We start from the raw sequence: 22,070 nt of genomic DNA, 5'->3' as shown, positions 1-22,070 counted from the left end.
TGCCTAAAACAAGAAAGGCAAACTCAATAAAAAATGACAGTTTTATTTCTGAAAGCCAACACTTTCCGGTCCACATGGTATTTGATCGCTTTGGAGAGCGTCACTTTTTCTACATCCTGACCGATCTGTACCAATTCTGCCACGGTGTTGTGATGCCTGACCCGTGCGACCTCCTGTTCGATGATAGGCCCTGCGTCCAGTTCCTCGGTCACATAGTGGGCAGTGGCCCCAATGATCTTCACGCCACGCTCATAGGCAGCATGATAAGGCCTGGCACCAACGAATGCGGGCAAAAAGGAATGATGAATATTGATAATCCGGTTGGGAAAGCTTTTGATAAACTCCCCGGACAGAATCTGCATGTATCTCGCCAGAACCACAAAATCAACCTGGTGATCTTTTAGTAATTGAAGCTGATGGGCTTCGGCAGTTTCCTTGGTAGAAGAAGTAACAGGAATATGGAAAAAGGGAATGCCAAACGCCTCCACAATCGTCTTAAGGTCAGGATGGTTGGAAATGACTAATGGGATTTCCACCTCGAGCTGACCACCATGATACCTCCCCAAAACATCAAAAAGACAATGGGAAAGTTTACTGACAAAAATGGCCATGCGGGGTTTGGGAAAATTAAAGTGAAGCGTAAACTCCATCCCGAATCTTGAGGCAACCTCCTGCTGAAACTTTTCAGCAATCTCATCTTCCTTCAAGGCAAAAGATTCCAACTCCCAAGCTGCACGCATAAAAAACCTCCCCATTTCCTCATCCACGTGCTGATCCACTTCAAGAATATTCCCTTGGTAAGCATACAAAAACCGGGAAACTTCGGCTACAATTCCCTTTTGATCGGGACACTGAACAATAAGGATGGCTTGCTTCATCGATTGGCTAGGTTTAAGGGCGATTCCATATTTGCCAGGCTGCCTCAGCCTGAAGTTCCAGCATGTCTTGGCCATTTTTGGCTTTACCTCCCCGGGATAGACATTCTTGCATCAATCGTGTGACCGGCGGATTGTAAACCAAATCATAAATCAAATGATTACTGTTGAGTTGGTCTAAGGGAATATCCGGGATACCCTCCACTTTTGGAAAAGTCCCAAGGGGAGTGGTGTTGATCAGTAAGGGATAGTTTTTCAAAATTTCCCTGTCATTGGTTAAATCTTGGTAGGTAATCTGATTTTCGGCTTTCTTACGGGAAACAGACAAAAATGATACATTGAGATCCTTTAGTGCCTGCTTTACAGCTTTGGAAGCTCCCCCTGTTCCCAGCACCAATGCGCTGGGAATCGAATTCCCTAACCATGCCTGAAGGGAATGTTTGAATCCGATATAGTCGGTATTAAACCCTGTCTTTTTCCCTTCTTTAATCCGGATGCAATTTACTGCCCCTATCGTCTTGCAGGCAGGATCGAGCTCGTCCAAAAAAGGAATCACCTGCTCTTTGTAGGGAATGGTCACCGCCATTCCCTGAAGCTCTGGGTTTTTTTCTACTACAGCGAGAAAATCTTCGATTTGAGGGATTTCATACAGGTCAAACTGACAGCCCTCAATCCCCTCTCGCTCAAACTTGGCCGTGAAATACTTTTTTGAAAAGGAGTGGCCTAATGGAAACCCGATCAGTCCGAATTTTCTCATGCTTTCTGAAGTTTATTGGCCAACCATTCAATGAATAATACAAGGCCTATTCCAAACAAAAAAGCCAAAATAGCAAACCCCAACTGAGGCGCCTCTCCCACTTGGGTTAGGTATTCTGTAGGCAGAATATTTTCTGTCAGAAAAGGTTTTTGCTCTCCACTGGAAGAAGTTCTCCATGCAGTGACAATCTTCCACGGCCAAAGTTCATTCACCGAACCCAGCATAAATCCGGAAAGCAGTCCGATGGTTGCTGAATGAAATTTTCGAAGCAAATAAGCAACCACCCTGCTAAAAGAAAGAATTCCGACTAGGCAGCCGGAGGCAAAAAGAGCCAACGTAATGATGTCCTTATCCGAAACCGCCTTGAGAATCGGTTCATATTTCCCCAAAATCAACAGGATAAAACTACCGCTGATTCCGGGTAGAATCATCGCACAGATTGCAATTGCGCCAGCCACAAAGGTGAACCAAAGTGCATCAGGAGAGGTAGTTGGCGGCAAGTTGGTCACCCACCATGCGATGACAGTACCCAGCAGGACAGCGATCACAACCCCAAAATGCCACCTTTTGATATCTTTAAGAATCAAAAATGCACTCACCAAAATCAAGCCGCAGAAAAAAGACCAAAGAGGGATAGGATGCTCCTTCATGAGATAAGTAATCACTTTTGACAGCGCAAAAATGCTGGTCAAAATGCCGAGAAGAAGACTTAGTAAAAACGATCCGTTTACGTTATGATAGAATTTTTTGATTTCAAGGGATTTCAGCAAAAGCAAATTTTCAAGATTGAACGAATTGATGCTATCCAAAAGCTGCTGGTAAATTCCTGCGATCAAGGCAATTGAGCCTCCAGAAACACCTGGAACAATATCCGCTGCTCCCATAGCCATTCCCTTGAGATAAGTAAGGCCATATTTTTTAATTGAATTCATAGCACAAAAATAAAGGCTGACCAATGAATCGATCAGCCTCATGATTACGGGTTTGATTAAAGTTTGATTTCTCCCAGAAAGTGATCGAAGGTATCTCCCCGCAGGCCCAGACGAATTGTCTCCAAAGGAATCACTTCAGAGGGGCTGATGTTTCCAAGGTTTACATTGGCTCCGAGCAGTTTTATAAACCATACCTGCTGCGACTTTTGAGGAGCTTCCCAGATAATGCGCTCTTCTGGCACCTGGGTAAGGATTTCCTCCACCAAGCCTTGACGCACTTCTCCTGAATCCCGGAAAAGACCCACATTTCCACCTTCTCTTGCCTCACCGATTACCTTCCAGGCACCCGCATTTAGCTCGGTCTGCATCTGCTCGATCCATTTGTATGGAGGGATAATTTTTGCAGCATCTTTGGAACCCACTTCTGAAAGTACGGTCACCTGCTTCGCAAGTGTGCTGATGAATTCACACTTTTTTTCATGGTTGAGAGAGATGGAACCATCGGATACTTCGGCGTATTCCAACCCATAGGTGTCCAACACTTTACGATAATCGTCAAACTGTCCTCTCACGATAAATGCCTCAAAAAGCGTCCCTCCAAAATACACAGGGATTCCGGCTTCACGATAAACGGCAATTTTTTCTTTGAGCTTTTTGGTGACGAAAGAAGTGGCCCAACCCAACTTTACAATGTCCACATAATCAGAACAGCTTTCTACAAAATCTTCAGTTTCTCTCAGGCTGAGACCTTTGTCCATCGCCATAGTAAATCCCGTGGTACGTGGCTTTTCAGTACGTACAGGGAGATTCTTCAGCACATAATTCATTTGCTAGGTTTTAATGTTTAGAGCTGGGAAGTATTATCCCGATATTGGTCTATGATCTTGTAGATCGCCTTCTGCTTTTTCAACTCAGGCATCAACTCATACAAGATCGTATGCCGATCAAAGTCCAAAGTTAACGCATTTTCCAAATAAGTGAAGGCCTCTTTGTATTTACCCATTTTGATCAGATAGACCACTATTCTGTAATAGAGCTCTGCTTCTTCAGGCGATTCTTCTATTCCCTCACGAATCACATCTATGGCCTCTTCGAAGCGGTTTTGCTCAAAATAGATCACAGAAAGATTCACGTAGGTTTCCATGATTCCGGGCTCTAGATTGATGGCTTCTTCATAGGCTTCCGAACTTGCCTGTAGGTTACCCAAGTTAAATTCGGCGTCAGCCAGTCCTACCCAATAGTTAGGGTTATCCTTGTTGAGATGGATCGCTTTTTTGAAATAGTGGATGGCTTCAAAGTATTTCTCTTTCTTCAGCATGCACATACCCAATCCAAACCACGCATCATCGTATTCCTCATCCAGCTTTGCGGATTTTTTAAAATATTTGAATGCCTCCTCAATCTTTCCGAGCTTTTCATACGCTGCTCCCATATAGCAGCAATTCTCGGCATTGGCCCCTTCGCAATTGATGGTGTTTTGGTAGGCCTCCAAGGCTGCCTCATATTGATGAGTATTCATCAGAGAATTACCCATATTGAAATAGGCTGATGCAAATGCATCATCAATCAACAAGGCATATTCGTAAGCTTGAATGGCCTCTTCGAATCTCCCCAGACGGTTAAAGACTACTCCCAGATTATACCAAGCTCCTGCCGAATAAGGATCCTGATCGATAAACTCCTGGTAGAACTCCAGAATCTCATCAAATGACCCTTCTTCTTCAGTAATCATAGCCAGTTGGAACAGCGCATCCTCATGGTTAATCCTGTTTTTGACCGCTTCTTTGAAGTAGTGGCTTGCTTTGGTATTGTCACCCTTAGCCCGGTAAAGGTTACCGAGGGAATAAAAGACTTCGGCTTTATCTTCTGCCATAGGAAGGTAATTTTCCAGAAGGTCAATTCCATCCTGAAAATTTCCCGCCAAGATCTGAGCATTGGCTAGGGCAAGCACGATGTCTTCGTTGTTTGGCGATAGATTATTAAGTTGTTCAAGGATATCAAGTCCCTCGTCAAGCTCATCGTTAAAAATCAAACATTGCGCTTTTTGCAGACGAATCTCCACTGAGAAAGGAAACTTTTCCAAGGCATATTCTGCAGCTCTAAGTGCTTTGAGGAATTTTTGCTGATCAAAGTAAAACCGGATGATGTCTTCCAGCTCTTCTTCTTCGAAATACAGGTCCATGTTGGACTTCAGGGAATTTTCAAATCGCTCCACAAGCTTTTTGTCCTCTTCCCAGTCGTGATCGTGATCTCCGGTCATTCGATAGTATTATGGTTTTTTTAAGATACCAAATATTCGGGTATCCTAGCAGTTGGTTTTGTTAATTTTTTTCAATTCCTGATAGGGATTGTTGGGTAGAGATTCGGGAAATCTGGTTGATTTCTATAAGGTCAGAACGCCAAGGGGCAAAAATAAGTTTGATCAGGGCTGTTTCGCCCAATCAAGTGTCTCTTCCAAACTCCTGTACTTGAAATCTAAAAGGGACTGAACCTTAGAATTAGAATAGTAAATTTTTACTTGAGCATTGTTTGCCAATTGCCTATTGAGGGGGCTTTTAGAAAGTCCAAGCATTTTGAAAAACCCCAGAATTGGCAAGCTTATTCTTAGCATCCTATTGGATATGGGAAATTTTGGTGCTTTTACTCCGAAAGTTTTTGCTACAAGAGCGAAGAAATGTTGATAGGGATAACTTTCCTTATTCAAAATAAATCGCTCACCCCAGGCATTTTTCTCAACCAGCAAGCGGGTGATGGAAGCAGCATCACGTATGTCGATGAAGTTTAGATTTCCTTTGGGGAAAAACATGTTCTCTTTTATAACATACTGATAAATAAAACCGCTGCTTTTTTCATAACTGGCCTTTCCCAGAAGAATTGACGGATTCACCACCAAGGTCTCCAATCCTTCCTGCTCCCCTCTCCACACTTCCAACTCCCCCCAGTACTTGGAAACGGCATAACCCGAATTAAGAGGGGAATCCACCCATTTGAAGTTTTCATCGTACTCCTTGAACTCTGGTGATCGGCCAATGGCAGAAACCGAACTGACATGTACCAAACGCTTCACACCTGAACAAAGCATCGCATTGACCACATTGGCTGTACCTTGGGCATTGATCCGATACAGTTCTTCTTCATCCTTGGAAGAAAAGGACACCATACCCGCCGAATGAATCACAAGATCCATTCCCTTCATGGCATCCAAGAGTGAATCCATATCTGAGATATCACCTTCTTGCCATACGATGGGGAAGTCCACGTCTTCCAAAAGACCCAAGTTGGAACTGGCTCTTTTTAGTCCGTAAATTTTGCCCAACTGACTGAATTCCCGAGCAAGGTGGCTTCCGAAATAGCCGGTGATTCCTGTGATTAATATATTCATAAGCTGATTTAGAGCTGATGATTGATCAGCTCCAGCTTTTTTATCTTTTCGTAGATTTTTTGGAGTTTGGGCAGTGTTTCGAGCATATCCAAATACCGCGCATTGTGACAGTCTGTCCCCAACAAGGCTACTGCATTTTTTTCAATTAGCATTTCCCCAAAATCCTTTACGGGTTTGGAATAAAACCCAGTTAAAGAAAGAAGGTTGACCTGAAAGAGCAGATTTCTTTCCATCAGTTCTTCCTGGAGCTTTTTGTCTGCTATTAGGTATTGGTATCGCTCAGGATGTGCAAGGATAGGCTTGTAGCCTGCCATTTCCAGATGGAAAATAATATCCAACAGCATCTGAGGCTTATTGATAAAACCGGTTTCTACCAAGATATAATCATCCCCAAACGTGAGCATTTTTTCTCCGGATTTAACTTTCTCCAAGAAAATCTCATCCATGTAGTATTCTGCAGCTGCCTCGATCTCAATCTTGATGCCTTCAGACCTCATCGCTTTTTTCAGGTCTTCGAGACCAAGTCCGATGATCTCCGGAGTATTGCGATAATACTCCGACATGATATGGGGAGTTGTGATGATTTTCCGGAGTCCGAAATCGGCTAGGCGTTTTATCAACGAAAGGGACTCTTCCATGGACTTTGATCCATCGTCTATCCCGGGAATCAGATGTGAATGCATATCCACCTGAAGCCATGAAAGATCAAGGGCTTCAATCTCTGATGGTTTTTTCTTAAGAAAATCCAGCCAACCCATTATAATCCACCTCCTGTTTGAATTCTGAATTCTTCCAAAGTAGGCCAAACCTTGTCTTTTTCAGAAATAATGGGGCTCTCGACCATCCAATCGATGCCCAAAGCAGGGTCAGACCATAGGATTCCTCCCTCGGATGACTTATGGTAATAATTAGAGCACCTGTAGACAAAAATGGCATCTTCCAAAACGGAAAACCCATGTCCAAAACCTGCCGGCATATAAAGCAGGTTATTTTTTTCAGCATCCAAAATGGTGGAATAGACTTTCCCAAAGGTTGGAGAGTCTTTTCTTAGGTCTAATGCCACATCCAACACTTTTCCAGAAATCACTCTGACCAATTTGGCTTGAGCATAGGGAGCCCGCTGAAAATGTAATCCTCTGACAGTTCCTTTTTGAGAAAAGGACTGATTGTCCTGAACCCAATTTTCAGAAATTCCCACTTTCTCAAGCCAGTCCTGACGAAAGGATTCAAAAAAATATCCGCGGTTATCCGGGAAAACTTTAGGGAAAATCTCGAAAACTCCTGGAATGGGGGTGATTTGCAATTCTGCCATTTTGGCGACCTTATTTTGCTTTAATCGGCAAAATAACCACTAGACTCTCGAGTATCCTAATCTATTCTGAGGAATTATGCCCAAATTTGGAGCAAGCGAACTGAAAATCAAATACTCCCAACTCGAGTTTGTAGATTCGGAATTGTCCGAATGAACCATTCTCGCGGTATTCTCCTTTCAAAGAGACATCACATATTTATGAGTAAAATTTCAAGAAAACTCCAAAAACTGCACGAGACCGCTCCCAAAATAGAAACAGCGGTGCTTGTCACACTCATCAGACAACAACAAAGTGATCAGGAAGTGGAGGAACACCTCGAGGAATTGGCATTTTTGGCTGAGACCTTGGGAGTAAAGACGGTTTACCGATTTACACAAAGGATGGAAAAACCGGATATCCGGACTTTTGTGGGAAAAGGAAAACTGGAAGAAATCCAAGCCTATGTAGAGCACTTCAAAGTGGACATGGTCATTTTCGATGATGACCTGACTCCTTCCCAAATGAGAAATCTCGAAAATGAGCTTAAGGTCAAAATCTACGACCGTTCCCTTCTGATTTTGGATATTTTCCTCCAAAGAGCTCAGACCGCCCAGGCAAAAACCCAAGTCGAACTGGCAAGATTCCAATACCTGCTTCCCAGACTGACCAATATGTGGACCCACTTGGAGCGTCAGCGAGGCGGTACAGGTACCCGAGGAGGCGCTGGTGAGAAGGAAATCGAAACCGATAAGCGAGATATTAGAAACAAAATCACCCTACTCAAAGAAAAACTCCGCGAGATCGAAAAGCAGGGGATTACGCAACGAAAAGGCAGAAAAGGCATCGTGCGTGTGGCCCTTGTCGGCTACACCAACGTGGGTAAGTCCACCCTGATGAACCTCATCACCAAGACAGATATCCTTGCGGAAAATAAACTATTTGCAACAGTAGATTCTACTGTGAGAAAGGTAGTCTTGGAAAATATTCCTTTCCTGCTTTCAGACACGGTCGGGTTTATCCGAAAGCTCCCCACTCACCTGATCGAGTCCTTCAAATCCACCTTGGATGAGATAAGGGAGGCAGATTTGCTCGTGCATGTGGTGGACATTTCTCACCATGCTTTCGAGGACCATATTGCAGTAGTAACCCAGACCTTAAGAGAGATTAAGGCAGGAGACAAGCCCATCCTATTGGTTTTTAACAAAATCGATCAAGTACAACAGATGCCTTCTGAGGAAGAGTCCCAACATATCAGCGAGCATGAGCTACAGGAAACACGCTATGTTGACTTCAAGGCACTTTCTGAAGCTTATGAAAAGAAAAACGGGATCAAGCCAGTGTTTATGGCTGCAGGATTGGGAGAAAATGTGGAAGGATTCCGCGAGGCCCTGGTAGCTGAGGTCAAAAAGCAACACCGAAAAATCTATCCCCACTACCTAGAAGATGAAGTGGTGGACTGGAGCGGGAAATGGGAGGAGAGTGAGTAAGGTGGTCTTTTTGGACTAGCCCCCAAAAGTTGGGGGATTTAAGAATGATTTAGAATTAATGAAATCGTTTTTTCCTAAACCCCCGGAAACGATATCCCCTTTACCCTACGATACAGATTCAGGGCGTATTTATCGGTCATGCCGGAGATAAAATCCACCAAAGCCCTAAGTAGCGGATAGGGATTGACAGCGGCCCCCCAGCCTTTGAGTGGGAAATCTTCGGGAAGAAGTCTCAAAATACTTTTGTCCTGTCCGGAGAAATATTCAGGTGCATAAAACTGATGGTACAAAGCCTGAGAAAACACAGAGAGCAGACCTTCCAAAACTTGAAATCCCGCCGCTTCTTTTTCCAAGACAACTTTTGACCGATAAATCTTTTGAACCGACACTTTGGAAATTTCTGCCAAGGCTTTGGCCGAAGGGATGATATCAGTGAGGGCTTTGTCGAAATTTCCCTTGCGCATATTTTCCTCATAATGGGCGAAGACCTCCACAGTTTCCCGGATCAATTGCCCGATCGTCAAGGCTCTCAATGCTCCTAAGTTTTGAGCTTGAGTCCGGTCTTTCAGCTTTTCTTTATCAAACTTATCTCCCAGGATGGGCTTGAGAAGTTTGAGCGTTTCTTCAAACGTGACCAAGCCAAGGGTACAACCATCTTCCAGATCGATAATGCTGTAACAGATGTCATCCGCCGCCTCCACCAGGAAAGCCAAAGGATGTCGAGCCCAAGAGTCAGAACTAATCTTTTCCATTCCCAATGCATCAGCCATTTGCTCAAAGTCAATGAGCTGATTGATGAAGAACCCATATTTCTTTTGGCTCTTTCTGGCAATGTCACGCTGAACGATCAAGCTGGGTCTTGGATACTTGGTGAAAGCCGCCAGAGTTGCATAGGTAAGTTTCAGACCCGACTGCTTGGAAACTAACATGCGGAAGCCCTGCGCATTACCTTCAAAATTAATCAAATCAGACCATTGATCTACCCGGACATGCTTTTCCCAGACCTTTCCCATAGGATGGAGCCTGAAAAAATCTGAGATGGCTTCCTCTCCTGCGTGCCCAAAAGGGGGATTTCCGATATCATGTGTAAGTGCAGCGGCGGCTACAATGGATCCAATCGCCGAAGAAGTGATCCCAAGAGCATGTAGGTTCGGGTATTTTTCCAAGAGAAACTCTCCGGCGGATTTGCCCAGTGACCTGCCCACGCTGGAAACCTCCAGGCTATGCGTCAGCCGGGTATGAACAAAAGCCTGTTCGGGGAGGGGAAAAACCTGCGTCTTATCCTGAAGATTACGAAATGGGGCCGAAAAGATAATACGATCGTAGTCGATCTCAAACTCACTTCGGACAGCATCGGCTTGCAAAGATCTGATCCCCTCGCCAAATCTTCCCGAGGATAGCAATCGTTCCCATTTCATCATGCCCAAAATTAATAACCTACGGAGACAAATACGGAAATTGAAAAAAAGATTCAGCTTTGGCATAAAGCTTGGGCTTCCTTACACCCAACCAACAATCCACAATCAATATGAAACAACTTGCAATGCTTTCCAGCTTTTTCCTGATGCTCTTTTTGGCATTTGGATGTGAAATGAATGATGGACCCAATTCGAATGAAGCTCGTGTAAATTTTCGATTAGTCGATGCTCCTGCAGATTTTGATGAGGTTTGGGTAGAAGTCATCTCCCTACGGATCAAGGCAGACTATGACGGAAGCGACATGAATGAAGAAGAGTCTACATGGAAAGAAATCAAATACGATGGCCCCAAAATGGTCAACTTGCTTAACCTGACAGGAGGAAATTCCATTTTGCTTGGTTCTGAGGAATTACCTGAAGGAAAAATTGATCAAATACGTTTGGTTCTTGGTGAAAACAATTACTTGATGAAGGGACAGGTTAGGACCGAACTCAAAACCCCAAGTGCCCAACAAAGTGGATTGAAAATAAAAGTTAATCAGGAGATTGAGGGAGGTAATACTTATGACCTAGTCATTGATTTTGATGTGGCCAAGTCTATCGTTGTCGCAGGGAATTCGGGAAATGTAATTTTAAAACCGGTCCTTAGAGCCTATTTGGAACAAAGCCAGGGAATACAAGGTCAAGTCAATCCGGTAGAAGCCCAACCTATCCAAATATCCATTACTGGTAACGGAGTAGAAGCAAACACCTTTACCAACGCGGAAGGCAAATTCTCAATTCTAGGATTGAATCCCGGAACCTATACTGTTTCGATCATTCCCAATGAAAACTACGACTCTCAAACGATCACGAATGTGGTCGTAGAGGAAGATAAAATCACTACTTTGCCAACCATAACCTTGGTACAACTCTGATTAGAAAAAGATTAATGAATTGCCCTCAAAGAGTTATTGGACTTTTTGGGGGCATTTTTATTGGTCTTATCCGATTATCAGGTGTGAAGAATGAGAGGAATTGGCCTAAATTTACCCCGTGAAGCACTCGACACCTCTTTTTTTTATCCTTCTTTCTATCCTCTTCGCTACAGCATGTGAAGGTCCCGATACTAGCCCAAAAGCATTGGTCAATGTCTTTTTGGTAGACGCACCAGCTAATTGGGACTCAGTGGTAGTGGATATCCAAGGGGTAGAAATAGATTTTGTACAGAGTGGAAGGCAGGGAGAAATCCAAAAAATTTGGATGCCCTACGAGCCTGCCGACAAGTCCATTGACCTTTCCAAACTGGTCAACGGGAATGCGCTCCCAGTTTCCAGACGTGAATTCCTAATTGGACAAATCACAGGAGTCACTTTTAAATTGGGGAGCTCACACGCCTTGTACCAAGGAGATAAACGATACGATCTTTCTTTGCCTTCAGGAAATACGGACTTTTACAATAACTTAAATGTTGACCTGGAACCCGGCATTTCTTATGACATCATCTTGGACTTCGATTTAGAAAAGTCAATCAAAATGGTTTCTCAAAACCCGCTGTCCTTTTCATATAATCCAACCATCCAGACCTATGCAGGAATAGGCAGAGGTGATATCTCCGGAACTATAGCTCCTACTGATCTCAAGCCTGCCCTGTATGCAATTTCTGGTAAAGATTCTATCAGTACGCATACCAATACCAGCGGGAGTTTTTTGTTCAGACTGGAGCAGGGCATTTACACCTTGTATATTGACCCTAAAGACAATAGATACAAAGCTGACACCATTTTTAATGTGGAAGTTAAAAGCGGACAGCGAACTACCCTAGATAGGATTACCCTTCCCAGACGATGAGTCATATACCTTACATCCGGCGTGCACTTGAACTTGCCGAATGGGGCCGAGGCCATGTCAGCCCCAATCCCATGGTTGGCTGTGTGATCGTACATGATCACAAAATCATCGGTGAAGGCTGGCATCGGGAATATGGAGGTCCTCATGCTGAGGTAAACGCGGTGAATTCCGTAGAAAATCAAGATTTGCTTTCGGAGTCCACAGTATATGTCACCCTGGAACCTTGTGCACATTGGGGAAAAACTCCTCCCTGTGCCAATCTTCTGGTGGAAAAAAAGGTCAAAAAAGTAGTCATCGCAGCTTCAGATTCTAATCCCTTGGTCGGAGGAAGAGGAATCGAAATCCTGAAAAACGCAGGGATCGACGTAGAAATCGGTATTTTGGAACGAGAAGCACGCTGGCAAAACCGTCGCTTTTTCACTCAAATCGAAAAGCAAAGACCCTATGTGATTCTAAAATGGGCCCAAACTCAAGATGGATATGTGGCACGGGAAAATTTCGACTCCAAATGGATCAGTAATTCCCAAAGCCGGCAACTTGTCCACAAGTGGCGTGCTGAGGAAGATGCCATTTTGGTCGGAAAAAATACCGCTGCCTACGACAATCCACGGCTGGATGTACGGGATTGGGTAGGGAAAAATCCAATTCGTGTTGTACTTGATTCCAAACTGGAGCTTTCCGGTGACCTGAATCTTTTTGATCAGTCGGTCCCAACGCTTATTTTCAATACTGTCACGGCAAAAACAAAAGAAAATCTGGAGTGGATTTGCTTGCCTAAAATCACCCCTGAAACTGTCTTAAAGGAACTTTATTCCAGAAAATCCCAAAGTCTGATCGTGGAAGGCGGAAGTCAGGTTCTCAGTCAATTTATCGAATCGGGACTCTGGGATGAGGCAAGGGTATTCACCGCTTCCACCCGATTTGATCGGGGAATTTCTGCTCCCATACTGAACCAAAACCCATCAGAAACACTTACTATCGGCACAGATCGACTTGATATCTATTACCATGGCTGAAACTTTATTTCTCCCGCAGAATGCCTCAAAAGAAGAAACTTACGAGGCTCTCCTTCCACAAATCGAAGCCCTGATCTCTGGAGAGGTTGATCTTTACGCCAACCTAGCCAATGTGGCTGCAGCACTCAGGGAAGCATTTGGTTTTTTTTGGGTAGGCTTTTATTTGGTTAAAAATGAGCAATTGGTCCTCGGACCCTTTCAGGGACCGATCGCCTGTACCCGGATCAATTTCGGAAAAGGCGTTTGCGGTACAGCCTGGAAAGAAGCAAAAACTCAACTGGTGCCTGATGTCGATGCTTTTCCGGGGCATATCGCTTGCAACTCAGCTTCCAAATCAGAGATTGTGGTGCCTGTGTTCAAAGGAGAGGAAGTCGCCATGGTGCTCGATGTAGACAGCGATAAACTAGCTGACTTTGACAAGACGGATCAAAGGTACCTGGAGGAGCTGATGGGGATATTGGGGGAAACCTTGGCTTGATCTGGTAAAACACTTAATTTCAGGTGTTTAACACTTATCTATGCCGAAAATTTTTGAATACTTAGGGATTATTTTTTTCTTCTATTCCAACGAACACGAGCCAATTCATGTCCATGCGAAAAAAGGTGAATTTGAATCAAAAGCTGAGTTTTTTATCATTGAAGGAAAAATAGAGCAAATAACTATCAGTTCGGTATTTGGTAAAAAACCCTTGAGAGACAATGATTTAAAACATTTTCAGGAATTTTTGGATAAGTTTGGAATGAAAATCGTTGAAAAATGGGTAGACTATTTTGTGTATCACAAGAAAGTTGAGTTCGAAAAAATAAACTCCAAATTGAAATGAAATTCAACATCGAATCACCTGTAGCAGACTACCCAATCCTAGAAGTAATTCAAGCGAAACATATTGCTGATTACGTATTGGAGATAACATTTAACGATGGAATATCAAATCGAATAGATTTTAGAGATTTTCTATCAGGTTCCTCACATCCAGAGATTAGGAAATACCTCGATCAAAGCCTTTTTTTAACCTTTGAGGTAAAAGATGGGAATGTGATTTGGAACGATCATGATTTAATTTTCCCTTTGGCTGATTTGTATTCAGGAAAAATTAGCTGAAAAACAAAATTTCCTGACCACCTCTAAAGTCTTTTCCCTTTCCTCGACCATACCCATGTGGCCTACGCCTTGGAGTTCGATGTAATGAGAAAAGACTTCTTGTTGTGTCCGGCTAGCTTCAATTTTCACCGCACCGTCTTCTGTCCCAGCGATCAGAAGTTTTGGTCCCTTGAAATTTCTCAGGATTTCTACCCGATCTTTTCGATCCCGCATGCCACCTGCATAAGCGATCAGGCCGTCCAAACTGGAACGTTTGGCATCTTCGATGGCAGCCTGGATTTCAGCGGCTAATTCTTCTTTTCGGTTTTCCGGAAAAAGTGGAGGGACAAAGGAGGTCACAAACTTTTCAACCCCATTTTTCTTCAAAAATTGAATCGTGCGATTTCGCATTTCCTTCTTTTCTTCATCATCGGGAAAAGCTGTGGAGTGAAACAAACCCACCGCTTTGATTCGATTTCCCATCAGTTCCAACAAGGCCAAAGTCACATAACCGCCTAAGGAGTGACCAATGACAATCGGATTAGAGAGTTGTATTTCGTCCATCCATTCTTCCAATTGCACGGCTACTTCTTCTAAGGAAATCTGATCTCCATCAATCGGAGAATCTCCAAGACCGGGTAAGTCCGGGCAAATCACACGGAAATTAGCAGAAAGCTCCTCAGCGAAGTAATTCCACATTTGTCCGCTTTCACAGAACCCATGAATCAACACCAAAGGCTGTCCAGAGCCTTTTTCAAAAAAATGAATCATTGGCTGGAGTGATGTTAAGATACGAAGATGTGTTCGGCCATGCTTCTCACTGTGGCGGCGATTCCTTCCGGATCAAATCCACACTCTCTATGAAGCTCAATCTGCTCTCCATGCTCGATGATGGCATCAGGAATACCAAGGCGCTTTACTTGTGCCTGATAGCCATGATCGACCATCCATTCGAGTACTGCTGAGCCAAAACCACCCATCAAGCACCCGTCCTCAACAGTAACCACCTTCTTAAACTTGGAGAACACCTCATGAAGCAATTCCTCATCCAGAGGTTTAACAAATCGCATGTCATAATGCGCAGGATTCAACCCTTCTTTCACAAGAGTTTCACAGGCTTCCACGGCATAGTTGCCCATGTGTCCTATGGTCAGAATCGCCAAGTCTTCACCTTCACGGATGATCCGACCCTGACCCACCGGAATTTCCCTAAGTGGAGTTCTCCACTCTGGCATAACTCCATTTCCTCTAGGATAACGGATGGAAAAAGGTCCTCCATAAATAGAGCCGGTATACATCATATTTCGGAGTTCTTCCTCATTCATCGGTGCGGCCACAACCAAGTTTGGTACGCATCGGAAGTAAGCAATATCATAGGCTCCATGGTGAGTAGGCCCATCTGCGCCTGCAAACCCGGCACGGTCTAGGCAAAATACCACAGGCAAATTTTGCAAACAGACATCATGAATCACCTGATCATAAGCCCGCTGCATAAAAGAAGAGTAAATATTACAGAAAGGAACCAAACCCTGAGTTGCCATACCTGCAGAGAAAGTGACTGCATGCTGCTCTGCAATCCCGACATCAAATGCCCGGTCAGGCATGGCCTTCATCATAATATTCATAGATGAGCCAGAAGGCATCGCTGGAGTAACCCCCATGATTCGGGAATCCTTCTCTGCCAATTCCACTAAGGTATGTCCGAATACATCCTGATATTTCGGAGCCTGAGGCGTGGCAGGTACTTTTTTAAAGATCTCTCCGGTCACTTTGTCAAAAGTACCCGGTGCATGCCAAGTAGTTTTGTTGCCACTTTCGGCAGGGCCATAACCTTTGCCTTTCACGGTGACACAGTGAAGAATTTTGGGACCGGGAATATCTCTTAAGTCCTTAAGGATCTCCACCAAATGATCTACATCATGACCATCTACCGGACCGAAATACCTAAGATTGAGGGATTCAAAAAGGTTACTTTGCTTGAGTACTGCTGACTTGATGGCACCTTCGACTTTGGAAATAATTTCCTGAGCGCTGCTGCCAAACTTGCTCAGCTTACCCAAAATATTCCAAACCTCGTCCTTGACCTTATTGTAGGTATGCGAGGTGGTGATGTCGGTTAAGTAGTCTTTCAATGCCCCTACATTGGGGTCGATGGACATGCAATTGTCGTTGAGGATAATCAGCAGATTGGTGCCACTGACACCGGCATGGTTCATCGCTTCAAAAGCCATCCCACCGGTCATCGATCCGTCACCTATCACAGCGACGTGCTGAATAGTTGACCCTTTGTATTTGGAAGCCATGGCCATACCCAAAGCTGCTGAAATAGAAGTGCTCGAGTGACCTACACCAAAGGTATCGTATTCACTTTCTTTTCTCTTTGGAAAACCTGACAAGCCCCCGTAAACACGGTTGGTATGAAACTGATCTCTTCTGCCAGTCAGGATCTTATGTCCATAGGCCTGATGCCCCACATCCCAAACCAGTTGGTCTTCGGGAGTGTTGAGCACATAGTGAAGTGCAACAGTAAGTTCTACCACTCCAAGACTAGCGCCGAAATGGCCTCCATACACCGATACATTGTCCACGATAAAATGGCGCAGCTCTTCACAGATTTGAACCAATTTGTCTTTAGGAAACTTTTTTAAATCCTCCGGAGTCTGTATTTGGGCGAGTAGTGGACCAGGTGTGATCTGCATTTTATGTTGGGTTGGTGTCAAAGATGGATAACCTTAAGTTGGAAAGTTTGTTTGTTGTTCAAGTAAAATGCCAAGGACAAAACATGCTTTCCATTATTTACCTCATCTCCAATTAATTTATCTTAATTGAATATCTTTGGCTACGAGGAGGCAAAATTAACCCAATAATTTAAATATCCGGTGAGTTTCGAGATCAAATTACCCTTGTTCGAAGGACCTTTCGACCTGATGCTCTTTTTCATAGAGCGGGACGAACTGGATATCTATGATATTCCCATCTCCAAGATTACCAATGACTTCCTAGACTACATCCATCATCTGGAAAAGATGGAAATCGAGGTTGCCAGCGAGTTTATCCTGTTTGCGGCAACGCTGATGAAGATCAAATCCCGGATGCTACTTCCCCGGCCCGAACTAAACGAGCATGGGGAAGAAGTCGACCCAAGAGAAGAGCTGGTACGAAACCTCCTGGAATACAAAAAGTATAAGTCTGTGGTGGAAGAACTTGCTCAGATGGAGCAGGAACGGATGTCAAAAGAAAAACGGGGTAATCTAGCTAAGGAGCTATACGAACTAAGCAAACTTGAGGATGTAGAAGCCGAAATGCAGCACGTGGATCTGTACAAGCTCTTGAAAGTATTTCAAAAATGCATGTCCCGGATGGCAGCAAGATCTGAGGAAACCAAACACACGGTAATTCAGTATCCTTACACCATCGAGCAACAAAAGGATTTTGTCCTTGAAAAAATCAGTTTCAAAAAACAAGTGCCTTTCACGGAATTCATTGCCTACAAACCTGACAAAATCTTTGTGATCTATACCTTCTTGGCCATTCTCGAACTTCTCCAGCTTTCTCAAGTGACTATCGTCATCGGAGAGGGATACAATAATTTCTGGGTGGAAAAAACAGAGCCAGTCGCTGCCTGAGTATGAAGTTGGACAACAAGAAGATTTTCCAAACCCTTAACCCTAACAAGGTCTGGGTACCGGTCATCATCGGATTGGCAATCGTGTTTGCCATGTTTTACATGGATCCCAACCTGACCTCCGAAAACCTCAAGGTGGTGATTGACGCCTCTCCCTTGTTCATTTTTTTAGCCATTCTGGTGATTTTCTTTAGGGACTTTGGCTATGTATACCGTATTCGGGAAATCACTGACCGCCAACTTACCTGGACCCGATCAATCTATGTCATCATCCTTTGGGAATTTGCCTCAGCGGTTACTCCTTCGGTGGTAGGAGGAACAGCGGTGGCGATGTTTATCCTCAACAAGGAGGGAATTAAAATGGGAAAAGCCATTGCCTATGTAATGGTGACAGCGATCTTGGACAACTTGTTTTTTGTCATAGGGGCTCCGATTATTCTCTACTTTGCGCAAGGAAATATTTTCCCGGAAAGCAAGTTGTTGGAATCCCAGCTTGGCGACAGCCTACAAGCTATTTTTTGGCTGAGCTATGCTCTTTATGCGTCGTATAGCTTGGTAATGGCAGCAGCCTTGTTTTATAGACCGCGAGTTTTTAAATGGCTATTGATCAAAATCTTTTCAATCAAATTCCTGCGCAAGTGGAAGCATGATGCGCAGGAATATGGCAATCAGATCATCGAGGCGTCCAAACAGCTTTCCGGGAAAACATTCAACTATTGGCTTCCCATTATAGGAGCTACGATTTTTGTTTGGTCTTCCCGCTACCTGATGCTTAATGCGCTCATCTCCGCATTTGTACCCCTGGATTTACTTGATCATGTGATCGTTTTTGCGAGACAAGTGATCATGTGGATCGTGATGATGATCTCTCCTACTCCGGGCAGCAGCGGTACGGCAGAGTTTTTCTATGGACAGTTTTTTGCTGAGTTTTTGGGAAAATACACGTTTGTCACCAGCATCGTCTGGAGACTGCTATCGTACTATCCGTACTTAATATTAGGTGCTATTTTCCTGCCAAGATGGATTCGTCAGGTATTTTTCAAAAAGAAAACAGAGGAAGAATAAATGCTTGCGCCACTTTCCATAAGCCAACTTGCAGAAATCACGGGAGGAATTATCCTTGGCACACGCCATGACCACTGGATTACCCAAATCAGCATCGATTCACGGCAAATTCTCCATGCAGAGCAAACCCTTTTTGTAGCCCTCAAAGGTTCCAAAGCCGACGGAGCAGACTTTATTCCCCAACTCCTGGAGGAGGGTGTCCGGACTTTTTTAATTCAAAAAAACTCTACTCTTCCTGAACAATGGCTGAGTCAGGGATCATTCATTGAAGTGGAAGACTCACGAAGGGCACTTCAGCAAATCGCGGCCTATCAGCGAAATCTATTTACAAAACCTGTAGTTGCAATCACCGGAAGCAATGGCAAAACCATCATCAAAGAATGGCTCGGTCAAGTGCTGAGTCAGCGATTTGCGGTAGCCAAAAGTCCTAAAAGCTACAATTCCCAAGTCGGAGTTCCTTTGTCTGTTTTTGGTATTCAAGCCTACCACCAAGTTGCCATTTTGGAAGCTGGTGTTTCCAAGGCAGGTGATATGGATACTCTCGTCAAGATCATACAACCCGATTTGGGAATTTTCAGCAACATAGGATCAGCTCATGAAGAGGGTTTTTCTGGAATCCGGGAAAAAATTCATGAAAAACTCAAGCTTTTCGAGAACGTCAAACTGCTCATCTACTGTAAAGATCAAGAACTTCTTTGCCAAGAAATAGAAAACACAACACCTGCGGAGAAACTCATCTCCTGGTCCAAAAAATCGGGTGCAGATTTCAGTGTTTCCTGGAAAAATCTGGAAGGAAAAACCCGGATTATCCTGATGAAAAACGATCTGAAGACAATGACTTTTCTGGTGCCCTTTACTGATCAGGCTTCTTTGGAAAATGTCACTCACGTGGTCGTGGCAGCCCTGACTCTTGGAGAAGACATTCCTGCCATCCAAGAAGGCCTCAACCACCTGAAGCCTGTGGACATGCGCCTGACTTTGAAACCAGGCATTAACGATTCGCTGATCATTGACGACACCTATAACAATGACCTCGCAGGACTAAAAGTCGCTCTTGAATTTCTCAGTCAACAGCGGCCCAAGCAGTCCAAAATCCTGATTATTTCAGACTTACTGCAGCAGGGACTTCCGGAAAAAGTATACTCTGAAGTGGGTGAATTGATCCATTCCTATGGTATTGACCAAATCATCGGCGTGGGTACCGAGATTAAACGGTTGGAAACCTTTTTTCCAGGGAAGGCCAAAACCTATCCCTCCACAGATGTATTGCTCCAAAACCTTGACCCTGAACGCTTTCAAAACGACTTGATCCTGATCACTGGAGCACGCTCATTTGCCTTTGAGAGAATTGTGAATCGCCTTCAGCAACGAATCCACGGCACCACCTTGGAAATCAATCTGAATGCGCTCACCCATAACTTCAACTTTTACAAAAGGCAAATCAAAGCCGGCACCAAAGTCATGGTCATGGTCAAGGCTTTTGCCTATGGAGGAGGTGCGGCCGAAATCGCGAATCACCTTCAAACTATGGGGGCGGATTACCTGGCGGTGGCGTTTTCAGATGAGGGCGTGGCTCTGAGGAAGCAGGGAATCCGCCTTCCCATCATGGTACTAAACCCCGTTGAGGAGTCCTTTGATCTACTTAGGGAATACGATCTCGAGCCAGTAGTCTTTAGTCCGGAATTTTTCAAAAAACTTGGACTCTATGCTCGACATCAAGGCATCCACCTCTCGGTCCACCTCGATTTAGACACGGGAATGCACCGTTTGGGCTTTGAGGAAAAACATTTGTCAGAGCTTAAAAAGCTTATCCATGAATTTCCGGAATTGAACATCGCAAGCCTTTACACGCATTTGGTGGGAGCTGATGAGGAGATTCATCATGATTTTTCTATCCAACAGCTGGATCAATTCATGTCCATGAAATCAGAGATTGAATCTATCCTGGATTACAATCCTTTGATCCATGCCCTAAACTCCGCAGGAATCGTGCGGTTTCCCGATTATCAAATGGACATGGTCCGCTTGGGTATCGGACTCTATGGGGTGGAGGTGACAGGAAAATACGACGCGGAGCTCAAGCCAGTGAGCACCTTGAAAACTACCATTTCCCAAGTCAAGGAATTGCCCGCCGGCGCTACCATAGGATATTCCAGAAAGGGGATCTTACCGAATGGAGGCAAAATTGCCACTCTGGCAATTGGATATGCAGATGGCTACGATCGCAGATTTTCCCAAGGTAAGGGATATGTGCTGATACAAGGAAAAAAAGCACCTGTGATCGGGAATGTGTGCATGGACATGGTGATGGTGGATGTAAGCGAAATTGATGAAGTCAATGCGGGAGATGAAGCCATTATCTACGGTGAGCAGATTTCACTCAAAGAACTGGCAGACCGAATCGGCACCATTCCATACGAACTTCTCACCAATATCAGCACCAGAGTCAAGCGGATATATTATTTAGACTAGTCCCTTTTTCTTAACTTCCGTCATGAAGTTGAGCAAAAAATACCTAGCCCATGTCGTATTTGAGTCAAACGACCCAGCTTCCAAAACTTTTGACATAGTACTTCTACTATTGATTTTCAGCTCCGTCATGGTAGCTATCCTGGATTCGGTACAGGACCTGCATCTTGAATATGGTAGAATTTTTTACTTGATGGAGCTTGGGTTCACTTTCCTTTTTACTGTGGAGTACATCCTACGGGTATGGCTTACCAGCCGAACCCTGAAATACGTAACCAGCTTCTACGGAATCATTGATTTATTGGCCATATTACCTGTTTACCTGAGTTTTTTCGTTGCAAATACCCAACTATTATCCGTGATCCGAGCGCTGAGATTGTTGCGAGTGGTTCGAATCCTTAAGCTTGGGAGATATTTGGCCGAGGCAGACTTTCTCAGAGAATCCATCAAAGCAAGTGCGGCTAAAATTCAGATTTTCTTATTTACTGTGCTCACTATAGTGCTGGTGATGGGCACCCTGATGTTTGTGATTGAAGGACCGGAAAGTGGATTTACAAGTATTCCGGTAAGCATGTATTGGGCAATAGTGACCCTGACGACCGTCGGGTTTGGAGACATCACGCCCATCACACCTTGGGGCCAGCTGATGGCCTCTCTCATCATGCTTCTTGGTTATGCGATCATCGCTGTACCCACAGGGATTGTGAGTTCGGAAATGGCACGCAGGAGAAAACCTGAACACTTTGAGCAGCTGAAATCATGTACCTTCTGTGGATTTGAGCGGGTGGAAGAAGGAGATAAATTTTGCAGAAAATGTGGTAATGAGATAGGGTAAGGCCTT

22 protein-coding genes are annotated in these 22,070 nt (G+C 44.2%); 11 read left to right on the top strand and 11 right to left on the bottom strand.

Annotation, left to right across the window (positions count from 1 at the left end; translation table 11 throughout):
- Window positions 1–23 precede the first annotated feature (23 nt).
- The 8 genes from purU to rfbC form a co-directional block, all read right to left on the bottom strand.
- The gene (gene purU, locus DDT91_RS01625; RefSeq protein ID WP_187174376.1) at window positions 24–878 is read right to left on the bottom strand and encodes a formyltetrahydrofolate deformylase; all 855 of its coding nucleotides are present in this window, start codon (window positions 876–878) and stop codon (window positions 24–26) included.
- Between the two features lie 13 nt (window positions 879–891).
- On the bottom strand, window positions 892–1,632 hold the full coding sequence (locus DDT91_RS01620) for a shikimate dehydrogenase (RefSeq protein ID WP_187174375.1): 741 nt from the start codon (window positions 1,630–1,632) through the stop codon (window positions 892–894).
- Window positions 1,629–2,564 carry a DUF368 domain-containing protein gene (locus DDT91_RS01615; RefSeq protein ID WP_187174374.1) on the bottom strand — a complete coding sequence of 312 codons (936 nt, stop codon included), beginning with the start codon at window positions 2,562–2,564 and terminating at the stop codon, window positions 1,629–1,631. Before DDT91_RS01615 ends, DDT91_RS01620 begins: the two co-directional genes overlap by 4 nt.
- 56 nt (window positions 2,565–2,620) lie before the next feature.
- Window positions 2,621–3,391 (bottom strand): phosphosulfolactate synthase, encoded by a 771-nt coding sequence (locus DDT91_RS01610; protein ID WP_187174373.1) that lies wholly within the window; start codon window positions 3,389–3,391, stop codon window positions 2,621–2,623.
- Between the two features lie 17 nt (window positions 3,392–3,408).
- Window positions 3,409–4,824: a tetratricopeptide repeat protein gene (locus DDT91_RS01605; protein ID WP_187174372.1), complete on the bottom strand. Its 1,416-nt coding sequence runs from the start codon at window positions 4,822–4,824 to the stop codon at window positions 3,409–3,411.
- Window positions 4,825–4,986: 162 nt separating this feature from the next.
- On the bottom strand, window positions 4,987–5,946 hold the full coding sequence (locus DDT91_RS01600; RefSeq protein ID WP_187174371.1) for an NAD-dependent epimerase/dehydratase family protein: 960 nt from the start codon (window positions 5,944–5,946) through the stop codon (window positions 4,987–4,989).
- Window positions 5,947–5,954: 8 nt separating this feature from the next.
- The gene (locus tag DDT91_RS01595) at window positions 5,955–6,704 is read right to left on the bottom strand and encodes a tyrosine-protein phosphatase (RefSeq protein ID WP_187174370.1); all 750 of its coding nucleotides are present in this window, start codon (window positions 6,702–6,704) and stop codon (window positions 5,955–5,957) included.
- Complete coding sequence (gene rfbC / locus DDT91_RS01590) at window positions 6,704–7,258, bottom strand: dTDP-4-dehydrorhamnose 3,5-epimerase (protein WP_187174369.1); 555 nt, start codon at window positions 7,256–7,258, stop codon at window positions 6,704–6,706. The genes DDT91_RS01595 and rfbC overlap by 1 nt, the downstream gene beginning before the upstream one ends.
- Window positions 7,259–7,456: 198 nt before the next feature.
- Between rfbC and hflX the strand changes: the two genes are divergently transcribed.
- Window positions 7,457–8,725, top strand: a complete 1,269-nt coding sequence (gene hflX / locus DDT91_RS01585; RefSeq protein ID WP_187174368.1) for a GTPase HflX — start codon at window positions 7,457–7,459, stop codon at window positions 8,723–8,725.
- A 74-nt stretch (window positions 8,726–8,799) separates the two neighbouring features.
- On the opposite strand, the gene dgt is transcribed toward hflX, so the two are convergent.
- Window positions 8,800–10,143 (bottom strand): dGTP triphosphohydrolase, encoded by a 1,344-nt coding sequence (gene dgt, locus DDT91_RS01580; protein WP_187174464.1) that lies wholly within the window; start codon window positions 10,141–10,143, stop codon window positions 8,800–8,802.
- A gap of 110 nt (window positions 10,144–10,253) precedes the next feature.
- Here dgt and DDT91_RS01575 point away from each other — a divergent pair, with 110 nt between their 5' ends.
- From DDT91_RS01575 to DDT91_RS01550, 6 genes are all read left to right on the top strand, one after another.
- A complete protein-coding gene (locus DDT91_RS01575; protein ID WP_187174367.1) occupies window positions 10,254–11,060 on the top strand; it encodes a DUF4382 domain-containing protein in 807 nt (268 codons plus the stop codon).
- 118 nt (window positions 11,061–11,178) lie between these two features.
- Window positions 11,179–11,973: a DUF4382 domain-containing protein gene (locus tag DDT91_RS01570; RefSeq protein ID WP_187174366.1), complete on the top strand. Its 795-nt coding sequence runs from the start codon at window positions 11,179–11,181 to the stop codon at window positions 11,971–11,973.
- The gene (ribD, locus tag DDT91_RS01565; RefSeq protein WP_187174365.1) at window positions 11,970–12,989 is read left to right on the top strand and encodes a bifunctional diaminohydroxyphosphoribosylaminopyrimidine deaminase/5-amino-6-(5-phosphoribosylamino)uracil reductase RibD; all 1,020 of its coding nucleotides are present in this window, start codon (window positions 11,970–11,972) and stop codon (window positions 12,987–12,989) included. The genes DDT91_RS01570 and ribD overlap by 4 nt, the downstream gene beginning before the upstream one ends.
- Window positions 12,982–13,467, top strand: coding sequence for a GAF domain-containing protein (locus DDT91_RS01560; RefSeq protein WP_187174364.1), 486 nt, complete (start codon window positions 12,982–12,984; stop codon window positions 13,465–13,467). Before ribD ends, DDT91_RS01560 begins: the two co-directional genes overlap by 8 nt.
- A 40-nt stretch (window positions 13,468–13,507) precedes the next feature.
- Entirely contained in the window at window positions 13,508–13,813 is a 306-nt protein-coding gene (locus DDT91_RS01555; protein ID WP_187174363.1) for a DUF4160 domain-containing protein, read from the top strand.
- Window positions 13,810–14,091: a DUF2442 domain-containing protein gene (locus DDT91_RS01550; RefSeq protein WP_187174362.1), complete on the top strand. Its 282-nt coding sequence runs from the start codon at window positions 13,810–13,812 to the stop codon at window positions 14,089–14,091. Before DDT91_RS01555 ends, DDT91_RS01550 begins: the two co-directional genes overlap by 4 nt.
- On the opposite strand, the gene DDT91_RS01545 is transcribed toward DDT91_RS01550, so the two are convergent.
- Window positions 14,074–14,841: an alpha/beta fold hydrolase gene (locus tag DDT91_RS01545; RefSeq protein WP_187174361.1), complete on the bottom strand. Its 768-nt coding sequence runs from the start codon at window positions 14,839–14,841 to the stop codon at window positions 14,074–14,076. The genes DDT91_RS01550 and DDT91_RS01545 overlap by 18 nt on opposite strands.
- A 14-nt stretch (window positions 14,842–14,855) precedes the next feature.
- Window positions 14,856–16,769 (bottom strand): 1-deoxy-D-xylulose-5-phosphate synthase, encoded by a 1,914-nt coding sequence (gene dxs / locus DDT91_RS01540; protein WP_187174360.1) that lies wholly within the window; start codon window positions 16,767–16,769, stop codon window positions 14,856–14,858.
- A gap of 180 nt (window positions 16,770–16,949) precedes the next feature.
- Here dxs and DDT91_RS01535 point away from each other — a divergent pair, with 180 nt between their 5' ends.
- From DDT91_RS01535 to DDT91_RS01520, 4 genes are read left to right on the top strand one after another with little or no spacing between them, the layout of a single operon-like run.
- Window positions 16,950–17,696: a segregation/condensation protein A gene (locus DDT91_RS01535; RefSeq protein ID WP_187174359.1), complete on the top strand. Its 747-nt coding sequence runs from the start codon at window positions 16,950–16,952 to the stop codon at window positions 17,694–17,696.
- Window positions 17,697–17,698: 2 nt separating this feature from the next.
- Window positions 17,699–18,760 (top strand): lysylphosphatidylglycerol synthase transmembrane domain-containing protein, encoded by a 1,062-nt coding sequence (locus tag DDT91_RS01530; RefSeq protein WP_187174358.1) that lies wholly within the window; start codon window positions 17,699–17,701, stop codon window positions 18,758–18,760.
- On the top strand, window positions 18,761–21,232 hold the full coding sequence (locus tag DDT91_RS01525) for a bifunctional UDP-N-acetylmuramoyl-tripeptide:D-alanyl-D-alanine ligase/alanine racemase (protein ID WP_187174357.1): 2,472 nt from the start codon (window positions 18,761–18,763) through the stop codon (window positions 21,230–21,232).
- A 22-nt stretch (window positions 21,233–21,254) separates the two neighbouring features.
- Window positions 21,255–22,064: an ion transporter gene (locus DDT91_RS01520; protein WP_187174356.1), complete on the top strand. Its 810-nt coding sequence runs from the start codon at window positions 21,255–21,257 to the stop codon at window positions 22,062–22,064.
- Window positions 22,065–22,070: the final 6 nt, after the last annotated feature.

The organism is Algoriphagus sp. AK58 (genome assembly GCF_014324365.1).
Classification (GTDB): domain Bacteria; phylum Bacteroidota; class Bacteroidia; order Cytophagales; family Cyclobacteriaceae; genus Algoriphagus.
Note: the sequence above shows the minus strand (reverse complement) of the source record. Positions and strands in the feature narration are given on the sequence as shown.

What these genes read in the sequence shown, in the direction of transcription:
- purU (WP_187174376.1), bottom strand. Translation starts at nt 878, where the DNA reads ATGAAGCAAGCCATCCTTATTGTTCAGTGTCCCGATCAAAAGGGAATT.
- DDT91_RS01620 (WP_187174375.1), bottom strand. Translation starts at nt 1,632, where the DNA reads ATGAGAAAATTCGGACTGATCGGGTTTCCATTAGGCCACTCCTTTTCA.
- DDT91_RS01615 (WP_187174374.1), bottom strand. Translation starts at nt 2,564, where the DNA reads ATGAATTCAATTAAAAAATATGGCCTTACTTATCTCAAGGGAATGGCT.
- DDT91_RS01610 (WP_187174373.1), bottom strand. Translation starts at nt 3,391, where the DNA reads ATGAATTATGTGCTGAAGAATCTCCCTGTACGTACTGAAAAGCCACGT.
- DDT91_RS01605 (WP_187174372.1), bottom strand. Translation starts at nt 4,824, where the DNA reads ATGACCGGAGATCACGATCACGACTGGGAAGAGGACAAAAAGCTTGTG.
- DDT91_RS01600 (WP_187174371.1), bottom strand. Translation starts at nt 5,946, where the DNA reads ATGAATATATTAATCACAGGAATCACCGGCTATTTCGGAAGCCACCTT.
- DDT91_RS01595 (WP_187174370.1), bottom strand. Translation starts at nt 6,704, where the DNA reads ATGGGTTGGCTGGATTTTCTTAAGAAAAAACCATCAGAGATTGAAGCC.
- rfbC (WP_187174369.1), bottom strand. Translation starts at nt 7,258, where the DNA reads ATGGCAGAATTGCAAATCACCCCCATTCCAGGAGTTTTCGAGATTTTC.
- hflX (WP_187174368.1), top strand. Translation starts at nt 7,457, where the DNA reads ATGAGTAAAATTTCAAGAAAACTCCAAAAACTGCACGAGACCGCTCCC.
- dgt (WP_187174464.1), bottom strand. Translation starts at nt 10,143, where the DNA reads ATGAAATGGGAACGATTGCTATCCTCGGGAAGATTTGGCGAGGGGATC.
- DDT91_RS01575 (WP_187174367.1), top strand. Translation starts at nt 10,254, where the DNA reads ATGAAACAACTTGCAATGCTTTCCAGCTTTTTCCTGATGCTCTTTTTG.
- ribD (WP_187174365.1), top strand. Translation starts at nt 11,970, where the DNA reads ATGAGTCATATACCTTACATCCGGCGTGCACTTGAACTTGCCGAATGG.
- DDT91_RS01560 (WP_187174364.1), top strand. Translation starts at nt 12,982, where the DNA reads ATGGCTGAAACTTTATTTCTCCCGCAGAATGCCTCAAAAGAAGAAACT.
- DDT91_RS01555 (WP_187174363.1), top strand. Translation starts at nt 13,508, where the DNA reads ATGCCGAAAATTTTTGAATACTTAGGGATTATTTTTTTCTTCTATTCC.
- DDT91_RS01550 (WP_187174362.1), top strand. Translation starts at nt 13,810, where the DNA reads ATGAAATTCAACATCGAATCACCTGTAGCAGACTACCCAATCCTAGAA.
- DDT91_RS01545 (WP_187174361.1), bottom strand. Translation starts at nt 14,841, where the DNA reads ATGATTCATTTTTTTGAAAAAGGCTCTGGACAGCCTTTGGTGTTGATT.
- dxs (WP_187174360.1), bottom strand. Translation starts at nt 16,769, where the DNA reads ATGCAGATCACACCTGGTCCACTACTCGCCCAAATACAGACTCCGGAG.
- DDT91_RS01530 (WP_187174358.1), top strand. Translation starts at nt 17,699, where the DNA reads ATGAAGTTGGACAACAAGAAGATTTTCCAAACCCTTAACCCTAACAAG.
- DDT91_RS01525 (WP_187174357.1), top strand. Translation starts at nt 18,761, where the DNA reads ATGCTTGCGCCACTTTCCATAAGCCAACTTGCAGAAATCACGGGAGGA.
- DDT91_RS01520 (WP_187174356.1), top strand. Translation starts at nt 21,255, where the DNA reads ATGAAGTTGAGCAAAAAATACCTAGCCCATGTCGTATTTGAGTCAAAC.